The following is a 17672-nucleotide window of genomic DNA, read 5'->3' as shown; positions in this document are numbered from 1 at the left end:
AAAGAATGGATTTATACTTCTGGAAACAAAAAAACCCAAGCATCTGCTTGGGTTTTCTGAAAAAACTCCAGTAACGAATTACTGGTTCGACTTCATGTTAGAAGCCATATTCAAGTAGAAACCTTCTACATCATACCATAAACTTCCTGAACGGAGAGTGTTGGATACTTGTAAGTGGTCAATCCCTGTAGTGAAGATTCCATAAGAAGGTCCACCTTTCCAAGTTCCCCATTTTTGTGAAGAAAGTGGAACGAGTCCATCGTTAGTAAATCCTTGTCCTTGGAAAAGTCCACCAGCCCCACAAGCAGGGTGAAGGATTCCCATAAGAGGGTGTTGGATGAGGTCAGGAATTGTAATGGAAGAACCATAAGAGAAATACTTCACACCTGATTTGTTGGGAGTGTATCCGTTAAAAGAAGCGAGTCCTTCTTTTGATAAAGAGGAAAGTGCAGCCAGAGCATTTTGTTGGTTGGTTCCACCGTAAACAAGTTTCACAAGAGACTCAACAATACTTGCTACGAACGGTTGGATCCAACTAGGAAGAACGTTTTTTACGATGTCTGCAATGGGTGATCCATAGTGCGGAGTGTTAAGAGTTGTCAGAGTTGCTGTGCGACCAGAAAGTCCTAGGTTAGACACTGCGTAACGGCTATCGAGTCCACCTTGAGAGTGACCGAGAATGTGGAATTTTCCAGTGTAGTTTGTCGCAGCGGCGTAAGTAAGGATAGCTGCTTTTAGTTCCCCAGCACGCACTTCATTGGAGTTTGCTGCAGTTTTGCCAGGAGCAAATACAGTAGCCCCTTGGCTTCTGAGGTAATCGTCTGTTCCACCCCAATAGTTTACGATGCTAATGATTCCACCGGAGTTTTCGCCCCAACCAAAAAGACCATGAGAAAGGATGATGGGATAAGTACCTGCAAGCGGTTTGGAAGAAGAACCGGAGCTAGCGAGAATGGGAGTCGCGAGCGCAAATGTAAAAAGAATGGCTAAAAGACCTTTACGGATCATATATATTTCACCTCTGAATTTTCTAAGATAAAACTGTGTCAATTTGCCTTATTTAGGGCAAGGATATTTTTTCTGGGAGATTGAAAAAAAATCCTAAGTTTTGTAACAATTGAACGTGTTCAAAAATGGTTTGCTTTCATGCCATCAACTGTTTCCTTGTATACTGAAGGTTATGCCCCATTCCGTTCCCAAAAAAATCTCTCACAAAACATCGAGTAAACGAGAACTCACGAAAGAAAGAATTTATAATTCTGCCATCACATTATTTCAGAAAGAGGGGTATGAGTCTGCAACGATGCGTCGCATTGCTAAAGAAGCTAGAGTATCTTTAGGGCTTACGTATTATCATTTCAAAACAAAGGAAGAGATTGTTTTGCATTTTTATAGGGAATCACAAATTGAAGTCAAACAACTGACATCTCAATTCTTCAAGTCTACTAGGGATTTTAAAACAAGACTTAAATACATCATCTTAACTCAGTTAGAAAGTTTTTCTGAGTATAAAATGTTTTTACAGGTATTGGCAAGGCATGCAGGAGATCCAAGTCATTCTCTTTCCCCATTCAGTCCAGAGACAATTCTCATTCGAGAAGAAGCAGTGGGTATCATCCGCGAAGCACTAGAAACATCGAATTTAAAAATTAGAGATGATCTTGCAGAAATTTTACCAGAGTTACTTTGGTTGGAACAAATGGGTTTAATTTACTTTTGGCTTTCCGATTCTTCGAAGTTTTATAACAACACAAAACACTTAATGAATGATTCTTTAGAATTAACATTCAAACTGATCAAACTTTCTAATTTTCCTTTGTTCAAAAACGTGATGGGCCCTATCTTTCGGATGTATCGATTGGTAAAAACAAATCCATTGATCCAAAAACGATAAAACTATACTTGCCATCGTGCAGATCTCTATGTAAAATCTGTCGCATGAAACTATCCCGAAAGAATTGGTTCCGCTTTGGTTTGTTCATTAGTGTTTTGGTTCAAACCTGGGTACTTCCCCTTACGGCAAGAGAGGTGCGAATCCTCACAAGCCCCTTAACGGATGAAGTTGGAATTTTGCCTTTGGAGAAACAAAATCAAGTTACAAACATTCTTTCTGCCATTGAAACCAAAACATCGGCCCAAGTATACGTTTACATCATTCCAAGTTTGGAAGGGGAAAATATAAATTCTTATTCATTCGCTGTGGCAGAAAAATCGAAATTAGGACAAAAGGATAAGGACAACGGGGTTCTCGTCCTATTATCAACAGGGGATCGTAAGGTTCGAATTGAAGTAGGTTACGGTTTAGAAGAAACATTAACCGATGTTTTGTGTAATCGAATCATTCGTAATATCATGATTCCTGAATTTAAAAAAGGAGATATGGTTTTGGGTTTAGTGAGTGGAGTTCTTGCAATAGAATCCATTCTTTATGGAGATATTGATTCCAATCCGGCTCTGAATACGAATGATTCTGATGGGGTAGGTATGGCATTATCTAACGATTCTACACCTCGAAATTTTGCTTATACACTTGGGATTTTACTCCTAACTGGGATCATTTATTATGTTTTAAAAGAAAACGGAACCTTTAAAGGGAAGAAGTGGTTGGAAGTATTGTATGGATTTGTTGTTTTATTTGGTCTTGGTTATTTTTTTCCCGATGCCTTATTTTATCTTTTTTGCTTAGGAATTGTAGTCGGGAATTTGTATCTACTTTATGGATTATGGTCTCCGCTCTCGTACTTATATTCTATTCTTTCTATCGCATTTTGGATTCCCTTTTTATATTTTACCTTTAAGATAGATGGGGAAGCTCTGTCTTGGGTGGTTGGAACTCTCGGTTTGATTTTACTAGTATTTAAGATCACGTTAGATGATGTTATCAAAGAAAAGTTTAATCAAATCGCCAAAGGTTTTGGAATGAGTTCCAAAGGATTGTTTTTGCATATCCTTTCGTTTTTAACGTTTTCGTTTTCTATTTTCTCTTTTATGAATGGAGAAAATTTGGTTTATATCCTCTTTTACCAAGGCCTGATTCTATTGACCATTTATGGATTGGGGTTTAGATCCTTTAGTTTCAAACCAATTCACTTTTTTTTAACACTCATCCTTTGGTTGTCATTTCTTTGTGGACTTATCTTTTATTTACCAAGTTCAGAAGAAAGTTCACCCAGATACAATTTAGAAACTATGGTTCTCTGGTTCCAATGGTTCAATTGTTTGGTGAGTGGTTATATCTTAGCAAAAGCCATCGAAGTGGATTCGTGGAAATATAGATTACTCAAATATGTTTTGATTTCCTTGGTTTGGACTCTCGGATTTTCCATACATAACCTTCTAGGATTCTCTGAAAATAGATTTGTTTTTACTTTTTTATTCTCCTATGTATCCTTACTCATCCTTCATTTTCTTTATATCATTGCCAATGAATCTGGAAGTGGGTCTTATTCTTCGTATTCTTCTAGCAGTAGTTCGAGTTCCTATTCCTCATCCAGTTATAGTAGTTCCTCTAGTTCTAGTTCGTCAGGCGGCGGCGGTGGTAGTTTTGGGGGAGGGGGAAGTTCGGGAAGCTGGTGAAAAAATTTTATTCCACTCGTTTGCGGTAACGAATGTAAAATCTTTCGAATTTAGAATTGTCCCAGAACTTTACCGCTTCTTCGTTTTGTAAAATGGCCCGAAGTTCGATCGCAGGAATGGATTTTTCTTTGCACCATAGGTCTACATCTTTCAGAAGTTCGGACATATATCCTTTTTTCTTTTTTCCCAGTTTGGTAACGGCAAGATCGATAAATAGGCTTCTTTCTTCTTCGAGATGGGGTTTTTCTTCTACTCGACCAATGAGTAAGGAGACAAGTTCCTCTTCTACAAAATACCCACGCATATACACTTTTCCAGTTCCAATGAGTTTGAAATAGATGTCAGTGAATTTGGTTGCGGCGCGGGGTCGGATGCGAAACAAACCATCTAACTCGAGTTCGTTTACTTTTCGGTAAAACTGGTTTACGAGTTCGATGGTTTGGTTTCTGTCAGATTCTGTTAAATCCCGAATCACCTATACCATTCTGTTTATGAGGTAAGATTTGATTTCAGAGACGGCAATCCTTTCTTGTTTCATTGAATCTCTTTCACGAATGGTGACGGTTCCATCACTCATGGTATCATAATCTACAGTGATGCAGAAAGGAGTTCCGATTTCATCATGCCGGCGGTATCTTTTTCCAATGGCTCCACTTTCATCGTAGTCTACATACCAATGGTTGCGAAGGTCAGCATAAATTTCTTTGGCTTTGGCATCGAGCCCGTCTTTTTTCATCAGAGGGAAAATAGCCACTTTCATGGGGCTCACTCGTTTTCCAAATCGTAAGACAGTGCGAATGTCGTCTTTTTCTAATTTTTCTTCCTCATAAGCATCACAAAGCACAGCAAGGAAAAGTCGGTTCAGACCGAGTGCAGGTTCTACAACATAAGGAAGGTATTTTTTCTTATTTTCTAAATCATGGTATTTTAAGTCTTCTGAAGAAAACTTTTCATGTTGGGTGAGGTCATAATCTGTCCTTGAGGCCACACCCCAAAGTTCTCCCCAACCAAACGGATATTTGTATTCGATATCACTTGTGGAATCGCTATAAAAAGAAAGTTCTTCTTTTTCATGTTCTCTCACACGAAGGTTTTCTTTTTTTAGACCCACTACATTGACAAGCCAGTCCATACAGTAGTCCACCCAATACTTAAACCATTCTTTTTGAGTGCCTGGTTCGCAGAAAAACTCCATCTCCATCTGTTCGAACTCGCGCGTACGAAAGATAAACTGGCGGGCCATGATTTCGTTTCGAAAAGACTTTCCAATTTGTGCAATTCCGAAGGGAACTTTTTTTCGCGCAATTTGGGTTACGTTTTTGAAATTGATAAAGATCCCTTGAGCCGTTTCTGGGCGAAGGTAAATGTCTGTGGCACCTTCTTCGGACGCACCGTGAGAAGTTTTGAACATCAAATTGAATTGGCGGGCATCAGTAAAACTACCCACAGTTCCGCAAGTAGGGCAGGCATATCCTTTGTCTCGAATGGTGTTTGTTAGTTCCTCTAAACTTTTTCCAGTGGCAGCACCTTCGCCTTCCTTATCTTCCAAAAATTTATCCACTCGCACACGAGTTTTACATTTTTTGCAATCCATCAGGGGATCATTAAAGTTGGAAATATGGCCAGAAGCCTCCCAAACCCGTGGGTGGAGGAGGATGGAGGAATCAAGACCCAAAACATCGTCCCGTCTGTGAACAAAGTATTCCCACCAAAGTCGTTTTAGATTGTTTAATACTTCAATTCCATTCGGACCATAGTCAAAGGTATTGGAAAGGCCTCCGTAAATTTCGGAACCTGGGAAAACAAATCCCCTTCTTTTGGAGACTGCGACTATGGGTTTGAGCGACTGTTCTTCTTTCTCTTTCGGCTGTGCCATATCCGCCAAATTTTTTGTTTTCCATGAAAATTCAAAGTATTTTCCTTGAGATAAGACTAAAGAATGGATTCGGCAAATTCAAAACTACTCTCTCCCTGGGCTAAAAAATCCTTAACCTTCTTCCTTTGGATGTCCCCCATGTTTTCTCTCGGGCCTTTTTTGGCTTTGGGTGTCCTGTTTGCTTTCCCAAATGAGTTCCGACTCCGCCTTCGGGCCTTAGCGGTGGTCGCTGTTTATATCCTTTCATGGATTGTTTTTTATCCTATCGAACTTGTACACAGGTCGGGACTTGAATGGGAAGCTGTGATCAACGAATTCCTCGCGAAGGAATCTAGAAGTTTTCAGTTAAAGTTTGGATTTGTTGTGATTTGTTTTCTTTTACTTCTCGCAAACTACATTCATAGCCATAAGAGAAATAAAAAAAGGGAATCCATAAGAACTGCCAGGTTACAAACGGAACATCCTTATGGAAAGATCCGCACAGAGATGCGGATTCGTGATGCCAAATTTGATACCTTACTGCTCATTCTTTTTCTGGCCCTCCTTCTCAATTTTGGATTCCAATACATTTCAGAAAAATTACATCCAGCCAAATCAATGTCTCCGCTAGCACCACTTGCGGATGTGTATCAATTTGTATTTAATTATTCAATTTCTCTTTGTATCCTGTTATTTAGTTTCAATCGGAATAAAATTCCTTCTTTGATTGTAAAACCTTATTTGCGTTATATGGAAGGGATTCGCATCCGAGAAAGATGGAAAGCTGCAGTAGTTTCTAAGTCCCGATTTCCTTTTCGTTTAGAACTCATCGTTAAAGAAAAAGCAAAATTCCGAGATCATATCCTTCCTGGATTTGGACATATTTATGTTTATGAATACTGGCGTGGTTTCCCTATATTATTTTTGACATTACTTTTGTTTTTGTTTTCAGCCGTTTGGGTATTTTCTTATTTAAGCCCTATATTCGGGATTCAGTTTTTGGCCGGTTTTGGATTAAAACCTGGAGTTCCCGATAAAGATTTTTTTATCTCTTCGCAAAATATTGCTTATGCGGTATTTTCTGTTTCGGCTCTCATCGGAATTTATTTATATTCCTCATACCTTTTGGAAAAATCTTTTAGTTTGGAAAACTTAGGAGTTAAGGAAGACAAAGTAGGGGAGTCCGAACCATTTTTCAAACCAGGACTACGAAAAGGGTTCCGAAATGTATTACCACTTTCCTTACTCTTCCATTTGATTTTGATTTCTCTTGTTTTTCTGATCCCGATCACTCTGCAACGTGGCAAAAAAAAAGAACAATCAGCACAAAAGAATGATCACTTCCGTCCAGAAAAAATGGAATTCTATTTTATCGATCCCAATGTCCCTGATGACACCAAAGGTCTGAACGGTGGGGTTGTGACCGGGAATGAAACAGAAAACAAAGAAAAGGGCGAAAAAATCTCCAACGAAAAAGTCGCAGACAATGGCCCAGTCAAAGGTTATATCAAAAAGATCCGAGGGAAAAAAGTTCCACCAACTTACTCGAACTATATCTCCGCTAAAATGCGAATCCCTGAAAGTTATATGGATTACTGGGCCAAAGCTCCCCACCCTTATTCATCTGTAGTTGCTTATACCATCACCCAAGATGGGGATGTGATTGATGTGGAACTGGTAGAAGGATCAGACTACCCTGACCAAGATCTTCGCACCTTACAACTAGTTGAAAGTTTAGGACCACTCATGCCACCACCAGGCACAAAAAACGACATCCGTGTGACGGAACTATTTTGGAATGGACCAATTGATCCTGAATTTGTTCCAACCCCTCTTCAAAAAGAAATGATCAACTTATTCGACGGCCGTTATATGGAAGAGTTACCAGAATGAAAGAAATTGGATTTTTTGATTATTTTGTTGGGTCTTTAACAGTTCTTCCTTGGGCTATTGTGATTTGGAAGGCCTACCAACCCAAAAAAGGTTGGCAGGAAGTTTTAGGAATCTTACTCGCATTGTTTTTTGGTTGGTTGTCGACAGACCTCATCTTAAGACTTCACCCCATCCTTTGGCCAGAAGCGGACTTCACTCCAAAGAAAAAAGTAAGTATGCTCACCCAAACAGCGCATTTAGCTTTTATCCAAGCAGGAATCACGGAAGAAACATTCAAAATATTTTTTATTATGATTCTGTCTTTTGTGTTGGGTTATGATAAAAAAACAAAAACATTCTCGCCCAACGTGGTTTTGTTCGGATCTTTTGTGGCTATGGGTTTTTCTTTTATCGAAAACACTCACTACATCGCAAGGGAACCTGAGGAAAAAAAGTTAGATTTATTTTTTGCTCGAACCATTCATTCATCTAACATACATTTACTCATCAATCTTTGTTTTGCATTTTTCCTATTAAAGAGCAATCAACAATCAGAATTTGCAGGCAAACGATTATATATAATATTTGGATTTATACTTTCCGTTTTACAACATGGGGTTGTGGATTTTCTTTTAATCCCAGGTTCCACCATAGGTTTATGGATTGCTACATCGTTATTCGTTGGGATTTGGGTTTGGGTTGTGAATGACTGGAGGACTTTTGTGGTGGAAGAGAAAAATTTAGTGATAGCGGAAAGTGATTTTACAACAGAATGAAGTACATTTTATTTTTTTTATATAATTTTGGTTTTGTTTTATCAATATATGCAGCCAATCCAAATCAAACAAAATCGGAATCAACTCAGTGTTCCTATTTCCGTACTGGTATCTTTGAGAATGTATGTAAATCAGGTCATACATCAAAATTTAAACGGTATAGTAACTACCAGATCCAAGAATACAATTCGATGTTTTTGAAAGAAAAAATTGTTTGGACAGGTCCCTGTTCTTACAAGGTAACATTACTGGAAACTAACGATCCTGAAATGATCGATTACGTAGGAAATTCAATTAAAGTAAAAATGGTGAAAATCGAAAAATCAGGTTACCAAACGATAGAAGAAGGTAGCTCCGGAAATATTTCAACATGTAGGGAAACGAAAGTTGGCGAAATCCAGAAGTAACTTATTTCGTAGATAAGAATACTCGAATCCCTGCTTCTGAGTATTCTTCCCAATCCATTTGGTAAGTTCTAATTTTAGGAATTTCTGGATGGTTCCAAATCTCTGCCCAAAATTTAGGAACTACTTCTTCGGGAGCCCCTGGTTGGATATGAAAATAACGACCGTTTTGTGTTCCCACATGAACCATCTCCATACCGGGAAGTAGTTTTGTTTTTGAATCCACTGCATAACCTAACAAAAAATCATAAGCCCCTGTTTCATCTGAGGCATAATTAAAATATACCGCGAAGAGTGGATCGAACTTTCGTAACAACTCCATTTGTTTCGGAAAGTCTTCCTTGTAAAACCTAGAGTAGACTTTTGGAATGTGAATGTCAGCCTCTCCAGGGGCATTGGAAGTCCGGATACGAAGCCCCATTACCGAGAAACTAGCTGTTTTTACCAATGGTTCCGTCACTTCAGGCATAAAGAAAAAGTTTCAGTTTGTGAAAAAAACGCAACCTTTTCTTATAGAATGGTTTGACAAACCGGAGGTTCCCGTACATATGGTAAATACTCCTGGTGATTATGGAGAGAAGGTAATACCCGTTCCCATTCCGAACACGGAAGTCAAGCTTCTCATCGCCGATGGTACTATTGGGTTCGCTCAATGGGAGAGTAGGACATTGCCGGGTTAGCACTAATAACTCAATAAAAAAAGGCCAACCGAGAGGTTGGCTTTTTTTATGTAGAAAAAAAAATCCATTGAACGAACCCAATAGTACCGCTAGTAACCAGTCGTTCGCGAAATGACAGACTTGCGACCCATAGGGAGCAAGGCTCGGACGCTCGCCCGCGGAGCGGAAAAGCGAGTGGGGGGGAAGTAGGACATTGCCTTTGTTAGTCATTATTGTTTATTATGGCGTTCACGAAAGTGAACGCTTTTTTTATTTTTGGACGCGCGGTTTTTGCCGGCTGCCGTCCGCGACTATTCGCTAGGCAAACAAAGTTTGCTCCGCGAATGTCGCCTGCTCGCTCCCTATGGGTCACTGCGCAGCTTTGCCGGGTTAAACTTTTTCTCTTTTATCTACCTTCAGTTTCTAATAAAAATAATTCTACTCTGAGTAACGGATCGTTCGTGAAATGAGTGAGGCTTCGTAAGAAGCCGAAGCCTGCCAGGATTTTTCATTTGAAAAATAGGAAGTTTTTAGGAGGATTAAGTAAGGCTAATGATTTTTTACACGGTCGTAGGAATGGCAAATGGTATGAGCCATTTTTAGAACTTATTAATGAATCTATTAATAGTAATTTTTATGATTTTACCTTTGTTAAACTGTGCTTTAACTATTATATCTCCTGGCTTAAACTCAAATTTCAAACTGAACAAAACAACGGGCATAAGATTTCAAGAAGCGGCATTTTATGGATCGTCCTATTATGATCAATCAGCCTACTTTCTCGAATTTGAAAATTTGAAGGAAATCGTCAAAGATCCTAATAATGCAACTTTTAATAAAAATGATATGATTTATATAAATCAATTCAATCAAAATGATATAAACTTATTGTATGAGATTTGTTTTGATAAGGATAAAAATATAAATATTATGACTGATATAGAAAACTATAAATTTAAACTTAATGGCGATAATTCACAATCGATAGTCTCATACTTTTATCCATATTCTTATTTTAAACGAGATAATTATATCAAAAGACATAGGCCTTATTATATTAATGATGTTCATCCTAAGAAAGAAAATTTATTAAAAACAGGAAATGATTTCTATATGTGTATCAGAAACATAGTTTCCTTTAATACAAACGCCCAAAAGAAATCAAATTATTTCGAAATAACTACGCCTAGAAATCTACTCATTAATTTTACTTATGATTTTGATCATAAATTCATATACTATACAAATGAAGAAATGGAATTTTCGGCAAAATAGAATTATACTTTTATAAAAAAGGATAATTCTTGTGAAATGATAACAATCTTTCTCATTTGTTTTCTAAAATATCAGTCGCTGTTTGGGTGCCAATTTGTTCGGCGAGTCCGATAAGAAGTCCTTCCACTCCACGGATATAACAGAGTCGGTAGACATTTCCAAATTGAACCACTTCTCCGACGAGTTCTGCGCCAAATTTTGTTAGGCGAGATAACAATTCTTCAAGATTGTCCACTCTGAACATAATGCGGAGGTAACCAAGAGAGTTAACGGGGGCAGTTCTGTGGTCGGAGATTGTTTTAGGAGACAGGAATTGCGAGAGCTCTAGCCGGGTATGTCCGTCGGGAGTCACCATCATCGCAATCTCCACTTTTTGGTGTCCAAGTCCTGTGACCTTTCCTGCCCATTCCCCCGCGACGACCATTCTTCCTTCTAAACTAAGACCAACTTCTTCGAAAAATGAAATTACCTGATCTAGTGATTCAACGACAATTCCGACATTGTGCATTTCTAATAGTTTACTTTTGCCCATGACCTTCTTTTGGAATGAACTTAAAATAGATCAAGTTGATTTGTCATAGTTATGGTTTAAAAGAGATCTCTTGAGGAATTGTTTACTAAACAAAAAGTGGTTTTTTCTTGGTAACAAAAAAGATTTTATCGATGATCTCAATTAATTTATATAACTTCTTTTTTAAGTAGAAAGTAATCGACCTAAATTGACACTTTGACTAGTTTTTGTTCCCAAGAATAAACCTGATTTAAATACTGAGGAAATATGAAGTATCAGTTTTCGGATATAATTAATCCCAATTTATGGAAAAAGAAGTTTTTATTATTTATCTTATTGTTGGTGATTCTTCCTAGCATATTAAACAATAATCCTTCAAGAGATGTTTATTTATACGATGAGACTTTTTACTTAGAGAGTGGGGACACTTTATCTGGATTTCAAGATGCGGCATCTTATTCTTTTTATTATAAGATATTGTCCAAAATTTGGAAAAATCCTGTTGAGAGATATTTTTCCAATTATTTATTGTTAGTGTTTGGTTTGTGTTTTATATTAATTTCTATTGCAAAGAGTTCTCGGGAATTATTGATTCATACTTCTTTCTTATCTTTGGTAATAGTAAGTCAATTAATTGTTTCGGCAATGCCTTTCATTACAATTTTTTCATCAATATTAATTATCTTAGCAATTTATACGTATTATCAAAGAAATTTCACTGCGTTTATATTTGTTTCGTTTGTTTTGGCTTATGCAAGGGTTGAGTTCTTTTCGTTTTTTATATTAAGTATCATTTTTGTGTTTCTTTATTTTTTGAAAAAAAACAAGAAAAGACTTATTTTACCAACTTCCATCTACCTAATCGGTTTCTGCATTGCAATTTTAAGAAATCCATCTTCTCAAGAAAGAGCGTATATTGCTTTTTGCCAGCATTATGCTTTTTCAAAATTTCAAAGGGGTTTGTATTTTGATGATCCTTGGACAACTTGTGATGGTTTACTTCTGCAGGATTTTGGTCATTCGGGGACTTTGTCGAAAGTCTTATTTGGAAATATACCTGCTTTTCTGGAACATGCCTTCCTGAATATAGGTTTGTTGTTAGAGGTAATTGCAAAAAATATTAATCTCCCAATAGTCTTTGTATTAATAGTTCTAGTGATGATTTTTTTGGCGGAAATGTATCGACTTGCCGTTAGTATTCGGCGACGACGATTGAGTTTGTTTTTGGATTCCGTTTTCTTATGGGTACTTTTTGGTTTTTCTATTGTCGGATCTATTCTCTATTATCCGCGAGATCATTATATACTTCAAATCCTTGTTGTTTTACTGTTTAGTGCCAAAAGGGGAATGCATTTTTTAAAGGTTTCATTTGTTAGAAAGAAGATTCGGCAATATAAAATATACTTATTAACATTTGGATTTATCATCTTCATGATGCTAATTAGTTTGTACTTTAAAAATCAAAAGAAGATGACTATCTCTGGTCTTGAAAAGGAATGTAGTGTCCTTCGTTTGGTTGAAACAATCAAATATTTGAATCTCAATGAAAACAATATTCTTAGTCCCGACGGAAGTTTCTGTGTATATTTGGGGAAAAAGAATTGTGAGAATGTTTATTCTTATGAAAAAAATAAGAACTTTCAAGAATTCATAAAAGAACGAAAGGTAAATATTATCATATTGACTGAGTATTACGAAAAAAATACAATCTATCGTGATGACAGTGAATTCAGAAAGTTCATAGAAAGTAACTACAAATTAAACGAGAATATTTCTTTTGAAGAAGTATCATTATACACATGTAAAGCGAGAAAAATACTTCTTAAAAAGGAATGATGCAAAAATAGTTTTTAATTGTTGGAAAATAAGGCTGAGCAAATACCTTTTATGATTGTAACCCTCTCACCCCAACTCCACCGACGAACTAACAGTTGTTTTGAACAATTGAATGACATCCATTCCCTCTGGAAGGACTAAATGTCCTTCAATAGCGAGAGAGGCAATGCCATGTACAGTGGCCCAAGCACCAAGGGCTCTTGCATGGGCTAAATTTTTACTCACACGTTCGTTGGCAAAGGCAGCGTAAAGCAAACGAAACGGACGCTGTGAACTTACCCATATTTCACGATCTGGGCTTTCCAAACTTATTTTTTTTTCTAAATCAATTTGGTTCATCATCAAACGGTATAAGTTTGGATTTGCAATTGCAAACTGGATGTATTCCACGCCGTAGTTGTAGGCCAAAATTCGGCCTCGGGCTTTCGGCTGGATCTTTTGTACCTTTAACATGTTGGTTGCCAATTCATCATAACCAGAGGCGGCAACAGCCTGAAGTAATTCCTGTTTCCCCTTAAAATGAGCATAAGGAGCCATATGTGTGACACCGATTGCTGAAGCTATGGAGCGCAGTGAAAGGGCATCAGTGCCTTGGTTCTGTAATAGTCCACGGGCAGCCGCGATGAGTGCAGGACGGAGATCCCCATGGTGATAGGGGGTTTGTGGTTTGTTTTCTTTTTGTTTCTTTCCGGCCATTAACAACCGAATAGGCCTCGAAGCAAAACAGGTAAAGCCTTTTCGAAGCCTTTCAAAGAGATTGCGGTAGAGAACTTTTTTCTCTCAAAAACTAATTTTTTTTTCAAAAGGGAGGCGAAAAATCATTGCAATCTTTACACTGTAAAGATTGGGTATCTCTCAGAAGGATTACCTTGGGGGAAAAATAAAATGTCTCACTATGACACAGTCGTAATTGGTGCCGGTAACGCTGGTTTGATGGCAGCCACTCGTTTGCAACGTGAGGGTTCAAAAACCTTGTTGCTCGAGAGGCATAATGTCCCTGGAGGTTGTGCTACTTCTTTTGTCCGAGGTGATTTTGAATTTGAAGTCGCCCTCCACCAACTCAGTGGTGTCGGAACAGAATCCAATCCATTCATTATGCGCAGTGTTTTTGAAGAACTTGGTGTTTTAGATAAAATCGAACTTGTACAAGAACAAGAACTCTATCGGATTATCATTCCAGGAAAGTTGGATGTCACTTTACCGGCCGATTGGATTGAATTGCAGAATCATCTTAAAAGTTTGTTTCCCGAAGAAGGAGAATCCATTGAACGGTTCTTTAAACTTAGCGAAGCCGTAGTCAACGAGTATTATTTTGTTTTGCCGCGAGTTAGGTTGTCCAATGATGAAGAAAAAATTAGAACCAAATGTCCGAATTTTTCAGCTTACGGCCTTCGTTCTACCACTGATGTTTTGAATGAGTTTTTTTCTAATGAGGATTTAATTAATGTAATTACACCTTATTGGAGTTATGTTGGTATCCCCACAACAGATTTGGTATTTTCAGAATTTATCGGCATGTTATATTTTTACTGTGTGTATAAACCTTGGCATATCAAAGGTGGGTCTCAAATGCTTTCAAGTTCTCTTCTTTCCTCTTTCGAGGAAGCAGGTGGAGAAGTAAGATTTCATTGTGCGGCAGAAAAAATTCTCACTGAAAATGGTGCCGTACGTGGGGTTCTTCTCGAAACAGGAGAAACTGTAACTTGTGAAGCAGTTGTATCGAATGCAAGTCCTCTTATCACTTACCATGAGATGTTAGATCTAGAAACACCTCCTCCTTCAATCCTTAAAGATTTTAAGTCAAGACGGATGGGTGTTTCCGCTGTTTGTCTTTATTTAGGTTTGGATTGTTCTCCTGAAGAGTTAGGATTCACTACGGCCTCAACCTTCGTAATGACAACTTCAAATGCTGAAGTCACAGAAGATCGTATGTACACTTTGGATGCTCCCGATTGGGGGATGGTGACTTGTTATAATTTCATTGATGAAGAGTTAGCTCCTAAAGGAAAGGCGGTTGTCACACTTGTTGCATTACAATACGGAGAGGCCTGGAAAAATGTCCCCCCAGAAAAATATATATCCACAAAATATGAGTTTGGTGATAAATTAATAGATCTCGTTGAACGTGCTTATCCTAAAATCAGAAAACACATTGAAAAGGCCGAAGTTGCCACACCGATGACGATGATGCGTTATTTAAACACTCCCGGAGGTGCCATTTATGGATTCAAACAGACGTTACAAGATGGTTCCCTTATGCGAGAATCAATAGACGCCATTGATGGACTTTATTCTTCCAGTAGTTGGACAAGTATGGGTGGGTTCCAACCAACTTATTTGAATGGATATTTTACCGCACGGAAAATTATGAAACAACTACGTCGTAAAACCAAATCTACTGTTTAGGTTATGTGGTAATTTATTCATTAGTATAGAACAATGAATCTCTGATTTATAGGAAACAAGATATGTTAGACAATAATCAAAAATTAGAAACAAATATTTTAAACTCTGTTGTTGGCTTCCAGGAAGCAGTTTTAAAAAAAGAAGAACTAGAAAAAAATGGTTCTAATTTTATAGAAGGGAAAGGTTTGGTTCGCGAAACGATTCGTAGCCTCCACCCAAAACGAATTCGATTGCGTGTTGAAAATATTCGAATTGATACACCATCTACAAAAACCTTAGAAATGGTTTCAGTAGATGCTAGAAATTTACCTCCCTTTCAAGCGGGGCAGTATATCAATTTATTTGTTTCTCTTCAAGGAGTTTTGACAGCGAGACCTTACTCGATTTCTTCCTCACCAAAAGATTTAAAATCTTATGAGTTAACCATCAAACGCGCAGAAGGTGGATTTGTGAGTCCCTATTTGTTAGATGATGTAAAGGTCGGACAAGAATTTGAATCCACGGGACCTATGGGTTCCTTTCATCACAATCCCCTATTTCATGGTTTGGATTTGGTGTTTCTTGCTGGCGGATCAGGAATTGCTCCTGCCATAAGTATGTTGAAATCGTTTTTGGCATCAAAAGAACTGTTTCGTTTCCATATCATTTATTCTAATAGTTATGAGAACGATGTGATTTTTATTGATGAACTTCGAAACTTAGCAGCGGCTCATAAAAACTTTATTTTGACCGAGTTCCTTTCTCGTGAGGTAAGTTCTGAATACAAAGGTTATCGTGGTCGATTGGATTTTTCCACATTGCAAACTTTACTATCTGAACCATCATCTAAGATGTATTATGTTTGTGGACCCACTCCTTTCAACGAACATTGTGCTAAACTTCTATCCGAACTAGGTGTCAAATCTGGACGTATTTTAATCGAAAGTAATGGGCCACCACCAAAGCCGGAAAAAATGGATGGTTGGCCGAATTCACTCCTGCCTACAAAGGAAGTGAATGTCAAAGTTGGAAACCAAAAGCCTTTCAAAGTAAAAGTAGGGGAACCTCTTCTGAATAGTTTGGAACGAAATGGATATTTTACTGAGAACGCATGTCGCTCCGGCGAATGTAGTTTATGTCGTGTGAAACTAAAATCAGGAGAAGTATTCAGTCCCCCAGAAGCCAAAATTAGAAAGTCTGATAAAAAATTTGGCTGGATCCATTCCTGTGTGGCCTTCCCGATCACGGATGTCGAAATCCAATTATAAACTAAGACAGAAAAATTGGAGCGTTGATTGATCCAGAATTTTGTTTTCGTTTTTCACCGACTTTGATAAAAGAGAATAAAAAAATCTTTTATCAAAGTGCGAATGATCACAACCTGACGAAAATCTTAATTAGTATAGAAGTATTTCGTGATACGTTATTTTATTTTTTTTCTATTTTTGTTTTCGCTGGGTTCGTTGTCTGCACAGGAAACAAAGGAAGGGTCTAGTGACACAGATTCTAACGCTGATTCAAAGAAAGGCCCTTACAAGTATATTTCCATCAATCCTGGTGTGACCTTAGAAAGTGTATCCTTGTCCATCCAAGGTAGGAATCGGGACGCACAGATGGTTCAGGATGATCCTGGTCGTGTTTCTTGGTTATTAGATGTTAAATCCCCTGAAATTCAGTTCACAAAATATTTTGGAATGAATTTACTTTTACATAATTCAAGTTTTTATTTAAATCGACAATCGATACCTAAGGTATTTTCAAAAAATCAAACTCCTGAGGTTGCTTCTTCAGAGTCTGAGTCTGGATCTTCAGGTTCTAACAATAATTCTTTAAAACCAAATCGTACAAAGGTAACGGAAGATGTCGATACTAGTATCGAAGGAACCTATTCCATGTTAGTTCCTATATTTTATCTTGGAAACCCTGACACATTTCGTTTTGGTTTCGGTTTTGGCCCTGCTCATGTTAAGTTAAGAGGAAATGTCGATTTTAAGGATCCAGCTTCCAATATGTTAATCGCATATTCAGGATCCAGTCGGGATGCTTTTTTAAACAATTTACGTGGATACCAATTTGTTTCAGGAAATATCAATCCGGAAACAGATCCCACTCTTACTTATCTAATCGCAAATCTTTCAACAGGAAATAATTTAGAATTAGTAGGGTATTATTTAGCAAGCCAAGGATTACTTCGTCCTGATTTGACGGCTGCTACAGCCTATATGAGTGGGAGATTTAATGCGGTAGAAGCTCTCGCTGTTAGTAGTCTTATGAGAAACCAAGTGGGTGTCAATTCTGTAGCAAAGTTTGCCTTTATGATGTATTTGGAGTCACCGCCTTTTCTTGGTATGCGAGGGAGAGTATCCTTCGGTGGCCCCATCGTGAAAGAAAATGGATACACTTATGAATTAAGAACATTCCATTTTGCTTTATATATGCCCTTAGAATTCTAAGTTTCGACATATGTTTGTTCATGTGAATCCCATAATATTTTTCAGGGATTTGGATATAGATTCACTTTAA

Annotated in this window: 16 protein-coding genes and 1 rRNA gene; 11 read left to right on the top strand and 6 right to left on the bottom strand. The window is 37.7% G+C overall.

From position 1 onward, the window contains the following. Positions 1–78: 78 nt before the first annotated feature. Complete coding sequence (locus EHQ16_RS01645) at positions 79–1008, bottom strand: esterase/lipase family protein (RefSeq protein WP_135636971.1); 930 nt, start codon at positions 1006–1008, stop codon at positions 79–81. Positions 1009–1180: 172 nt separating this feature from the next. Between EHQ16_RS01645 and EHQ16_RS01640 the strand changes: the two genes are divergently transcribed. Then, a complete protein-coding gene (locus EHQ16_RS01640) occupies positions 1181–1894 on the top strand; it encodes a TetR/AcrR family transcriptional regulator (RefSeq protein ID WP_135636973.1) in 714 nt (237 codons plus the stop codon). Between the two features lie 44 nt (positions 1895–1938). Then, positions 1939–3576: a TPM domain-containing protein gene (locus tag EHQ16_RS01635; protein ID WP_135636976.1), complete on the top strand. Its 1638-nt coding sequence runs from the start codon at positions 1939–1941 to the stop codon at positions 3574–3576. A gap of 7 nt (positions 3577–3583) precedes the next feature. Here EHQ16_RS01635 and EHQ16_RS01630 read toward each other — a convergent pair whose 3' ends face one another. Both EHQ16_RS01630 and EHQ16_RS01625 read right to left on the bottom strand, forming a co-directional pair. After that, positions 3584–4051 carry a GNAT family N-acetyltransferase gene (locus EHQ16_RS01630; RefSeq protein ID WP_135636978.1) on the bottom strand — a complete coding sequence of 156 codons (468 nt, stop codon included), beginning with the start codon at positions 4049–4051 and terminating at the stop codon, positions 3584–3586. Then, positions 4052–5452, bottom strand: a complete 1401-nt coding sequence (locus EHQ16_RS01625; RefSeq protein ID WP_167482621.1) for a glycine--tRNA ligase — start codon at positions 5450–5452, stop codon at positions 4052–4054. A 63-nt stretch (positions 5453–5515) separates the two neighbouring features. Between EHQ16_RS01625 and EHQ16_RS01620 the strand changes: the two genes are divergently transcribed. The 3 genes from EHQ16_RS01620 to EHQ16_RS01610 are packed head-to-tail and all read left to right on the top strand — an operon-like array spanning position 5516 to position 8486. Continuing rightward, positions 5516–7324: an energy transducer TonB gene (locus EHQ16_RS01620; protein WP_135636981.1), complete on the top strand. Its 1809-nt coding sequence runs from the start codon at positions 5516–5518 to the stop codon at positions 7322–7324. Further along, positions 7321–8079 (top strand): PrsW family glutamic-type intramembrane protease, encoded by a 759-nt coding sequence (locus EHQ16_RS01615; RefSeq protein ID WP_135636983.1) that lies wholly within the window; start codon positions 7321–7323, stop codon positions 8077–8079. Before EHQ16_RS01620 ends, EHQ16_RS01615 begins: the two co-directional genes overlap by 4 nt. Continuing rightward, positions 8076–8486, top strand: a complete 411-nt coding sequence (locus EHQ16_RS01610; protein WP_135636985.1) for a hypothetical protein — start codon at positions 8076–8078, stop codon at positions 8484–8486. Before EHQ16_RS01615 ends, EHQ16_RS01610 begins: the two co-directional genes overlap by 4 nt. Position 8487: 1 nt before the next feature. On the opposite strand, the gene EHQ16_RS01605 is transcribed toward EHQ16_RS01610, so the two are convergent. Then, a complete protein-coding gene (locus tag EHQ16_RS01605) occupies positions 8488–8952 on the bottom strand; it encodes a GyrI-like domain-containing protein (protein WP_135636987.1) in 465 nt (154 codons plus the stop codon). Between the two features lie 91 nt (positions 8953–9043). Between EHQ16_RS01605 and rrf the strand changes: the two genes are divergently transcribed. Together rrf and EHQ16_RS01595 are read left to right on the top strand one after the other, a co-directional pair. Further along, positions 9044–9160 (top strand): 5S ribosomal RNA (rrf, locus tag EHQ16_RS01600). Positions 9161–9778: 618 nt separating this feature from the next. Continuing rightward, positions 9779–10417 (top strand): hypothetical protein, encoded by a 639-nt coding sequence (locus EHQ16_RS01595; RefSeq protein WP_244241874.1) that lies wholly within the window; start codon positions 9779–9781, stop codon positions 10415–10417. A gap of 52 nt (positions 10418–10469) precedes the next feature. Here the strand turns inward: EHQ16_RS01595 and EHQ16_RS01590 are convergent, their stop codons facing one another. Further along, on the bottom strand, positions 10470–10949 hold the full coding sequence (locus EHQ16_RS01590) for a VOC family protein (RefSeq protein WP_135638810.1): 480 nt from the start codon (positions 10947–10949) through the stop codon (positions 10470–10472). 246 nt (positions 10950–11195) lie between these two features. On the opposite strand from EHQ16_RS01590, the gene EHQ16_RS01585 reads away from it, so the two are divergent. Next, positions 11196–12764, top strand: coding sequence for a hypothetical protein (locus EHQ16_RS01585; protein ID WP_135633339.1), 1569 nt, complete (start codon positions 11196–11198; stop codon positions 12762–12764). 66 nt (positions 12765–12830) lie between these two features. Here the strand turns inward: EHQ16_RS01585 and EHQ16_RS01580 are convergent, their stop codons facing one another. Beyond that, on the bottom strand, positions 12831–13460 hold the full coding sequence (locus tag EHQ16_RS01580) for a TetR/AcrR family transcriptional regulator (protein ID WP_135633337.1): 630 nt from the start codon (positions 13458–13460) through the stop codon (positions 12831–12833). A 189-nt stretch (positions 13461–13649) separates the two neighbouring features. On the opposite strand from EHQ16_RS01580, the gene EHQ16_RS01575 reads away from it, so the two are divergent. From EHQ16_RS01575 to EHQ16_RS01565, 3 genes are all read left to right on the top strand, one after another. Further along, positions 13650–15170: a phytoene desaturase family protein gene (locus EHQ16_RS01575; RefSeq protein WP_135633335.1), complete on the top strand. Its 1521-nt coding sequence runs from the start codon at positions 13650–13652 to the stop codon at positions 15168–15170. A gap of 62 nt (positions 15171–15232) precedes the next feature. Continuing rightward, entirely contained in the window at positions 15233–16417 is a 1185-nt protein-coding gene (locus EHQ16_RS01570) for an FAD-binding oxidoreductase (protein ID WP_135633333.1), read from the top strand. Positions 16418–16564: 147 nt separating this feature from the next. Next, entirely contained in the window at positions 16565–17602 is a 1038-nt protein-coding gene (locus EHQ16_RS01565) for a hypothetical protein (protein ID WP_208742220.1), read from the top strand. Positions 17603–17672: the final 70 nt, after the last annotated feature.

Source organism: Leptospira kanakyensis, assembly GCF_004769235.1.
GTDB lineage: Bacteria > Spirochaetota > Leptospiria > Leptospirales > Leptospiraceae > Leptospira_A > Leptospira_A kanakyensis.
Note: the sequence above shows the minus strand (reverse complement) of the source record. Positions and strands in the feature narration are given on the sequence as shown.

Excerpts from the sequence above, each read along its gene's own strand:
- EHQ16_RS01645 (WP_135636971.1), bottom strand. The coding sequence starts at position 1,008 with ATGATCCGTAAAGGTCTTTTAGCCATTCTTTTTACATTTGCGCTCGCG.
- EHQ16_RS01575 (WP_135633335.1), top strand. The coding sequence starts at position 13,650 with ATGTCTCACTATGACACAGTCGTAATTGGTGCCGGTAACGCTGGTTTG.
- EHQ16_RS01635 (WP_135636976.1), top strand. The coding sequence starts at position 1,939 with ATGAAACTATCCCGAAAGAATTGGTTCCGCTTTGGTTTGTTCATTAGT.
- EHQ16_RS01595 (WP_244241874.1), top strand. The coding sequence starts at position 9,779 with ATGATTTTACCTTTGTTAAACTGTGCTTTAACTATTATATCTCCTGGC.
- EHQ16_RS01605 (WP_135636987.1), bottom strand. The coding sequence starts at position 8,952 with ATGCCTGAAGTGACGGAACCATTGGTAAAAACAGCTAGTTTCTCGGTA.
- EHQ16_RS01580 (WP_135633337.1), bottom strand. The coding sequence starts at position 13,460 with ATGGCCGGAAAGAAACAAAAAGAAAACAAACCACAAACCCCCTATCAC.
- EHQ16_RS01625 (WP_167482621.1), bottom strand. The coding sequence starts at position 5,452 with ATGGCACAGCCGAAAGAGAAAGAAGAACAGTCGCTCAAACCCATAGTC.
- EHQ16_RS01570 (WP_135633333.1), top strand. The coding sequence starts at position 15,233 with ATGTTAGACAATAATCAAAAATTAGAAACAAATATTTTAAACTCTGTT.
- EHQ16_RS01590 (WP_135638810.1), bottom strand. The coding sequence starts at position 10,949 with ATGGGCAAAAGTAAACTATTAGAAATGCACAATGTCGGAATTGTCGTT.
- EHQ16_RS01640 (WP_135636973.1), top strand. The coding sequence starts at position 1,181 with ATGCCCCATTCCGTTCCCAAAAAAATCTCTCACAAAACATCGAGTAAA.
- EHQ16_RS01585 (WP_135633339.1), top strand. The coding sequence starts at position 11,196 with ATGAAGTATCAGTTTTCGGATATAATTAATCCCAATTTATGGAAAAAG.
- EHQ16_RS01610 (WP_135636985.1), top strand. The coding sequence starts at position 8,076 with ATGAAGTACATTTTATTTTTTTTATATAATTTTGGTTTTGTTTTATCA.
- EHQ16_RS01620 (WP_135636981.1), top strand. The coding sequence starts at position 5,516 with ATGGATTCGGCAAATTCAAAACTACTCTCTCCCTGGGCTAAAAAATCC.
- EHQ16_RS01615 (WP_135636983.1), top strand. The coding sequence starts at position 7,321 with ATGAAAGAAATTGGATTTTTTGATTATTTTGTTGGGTCTTTAACAGTT.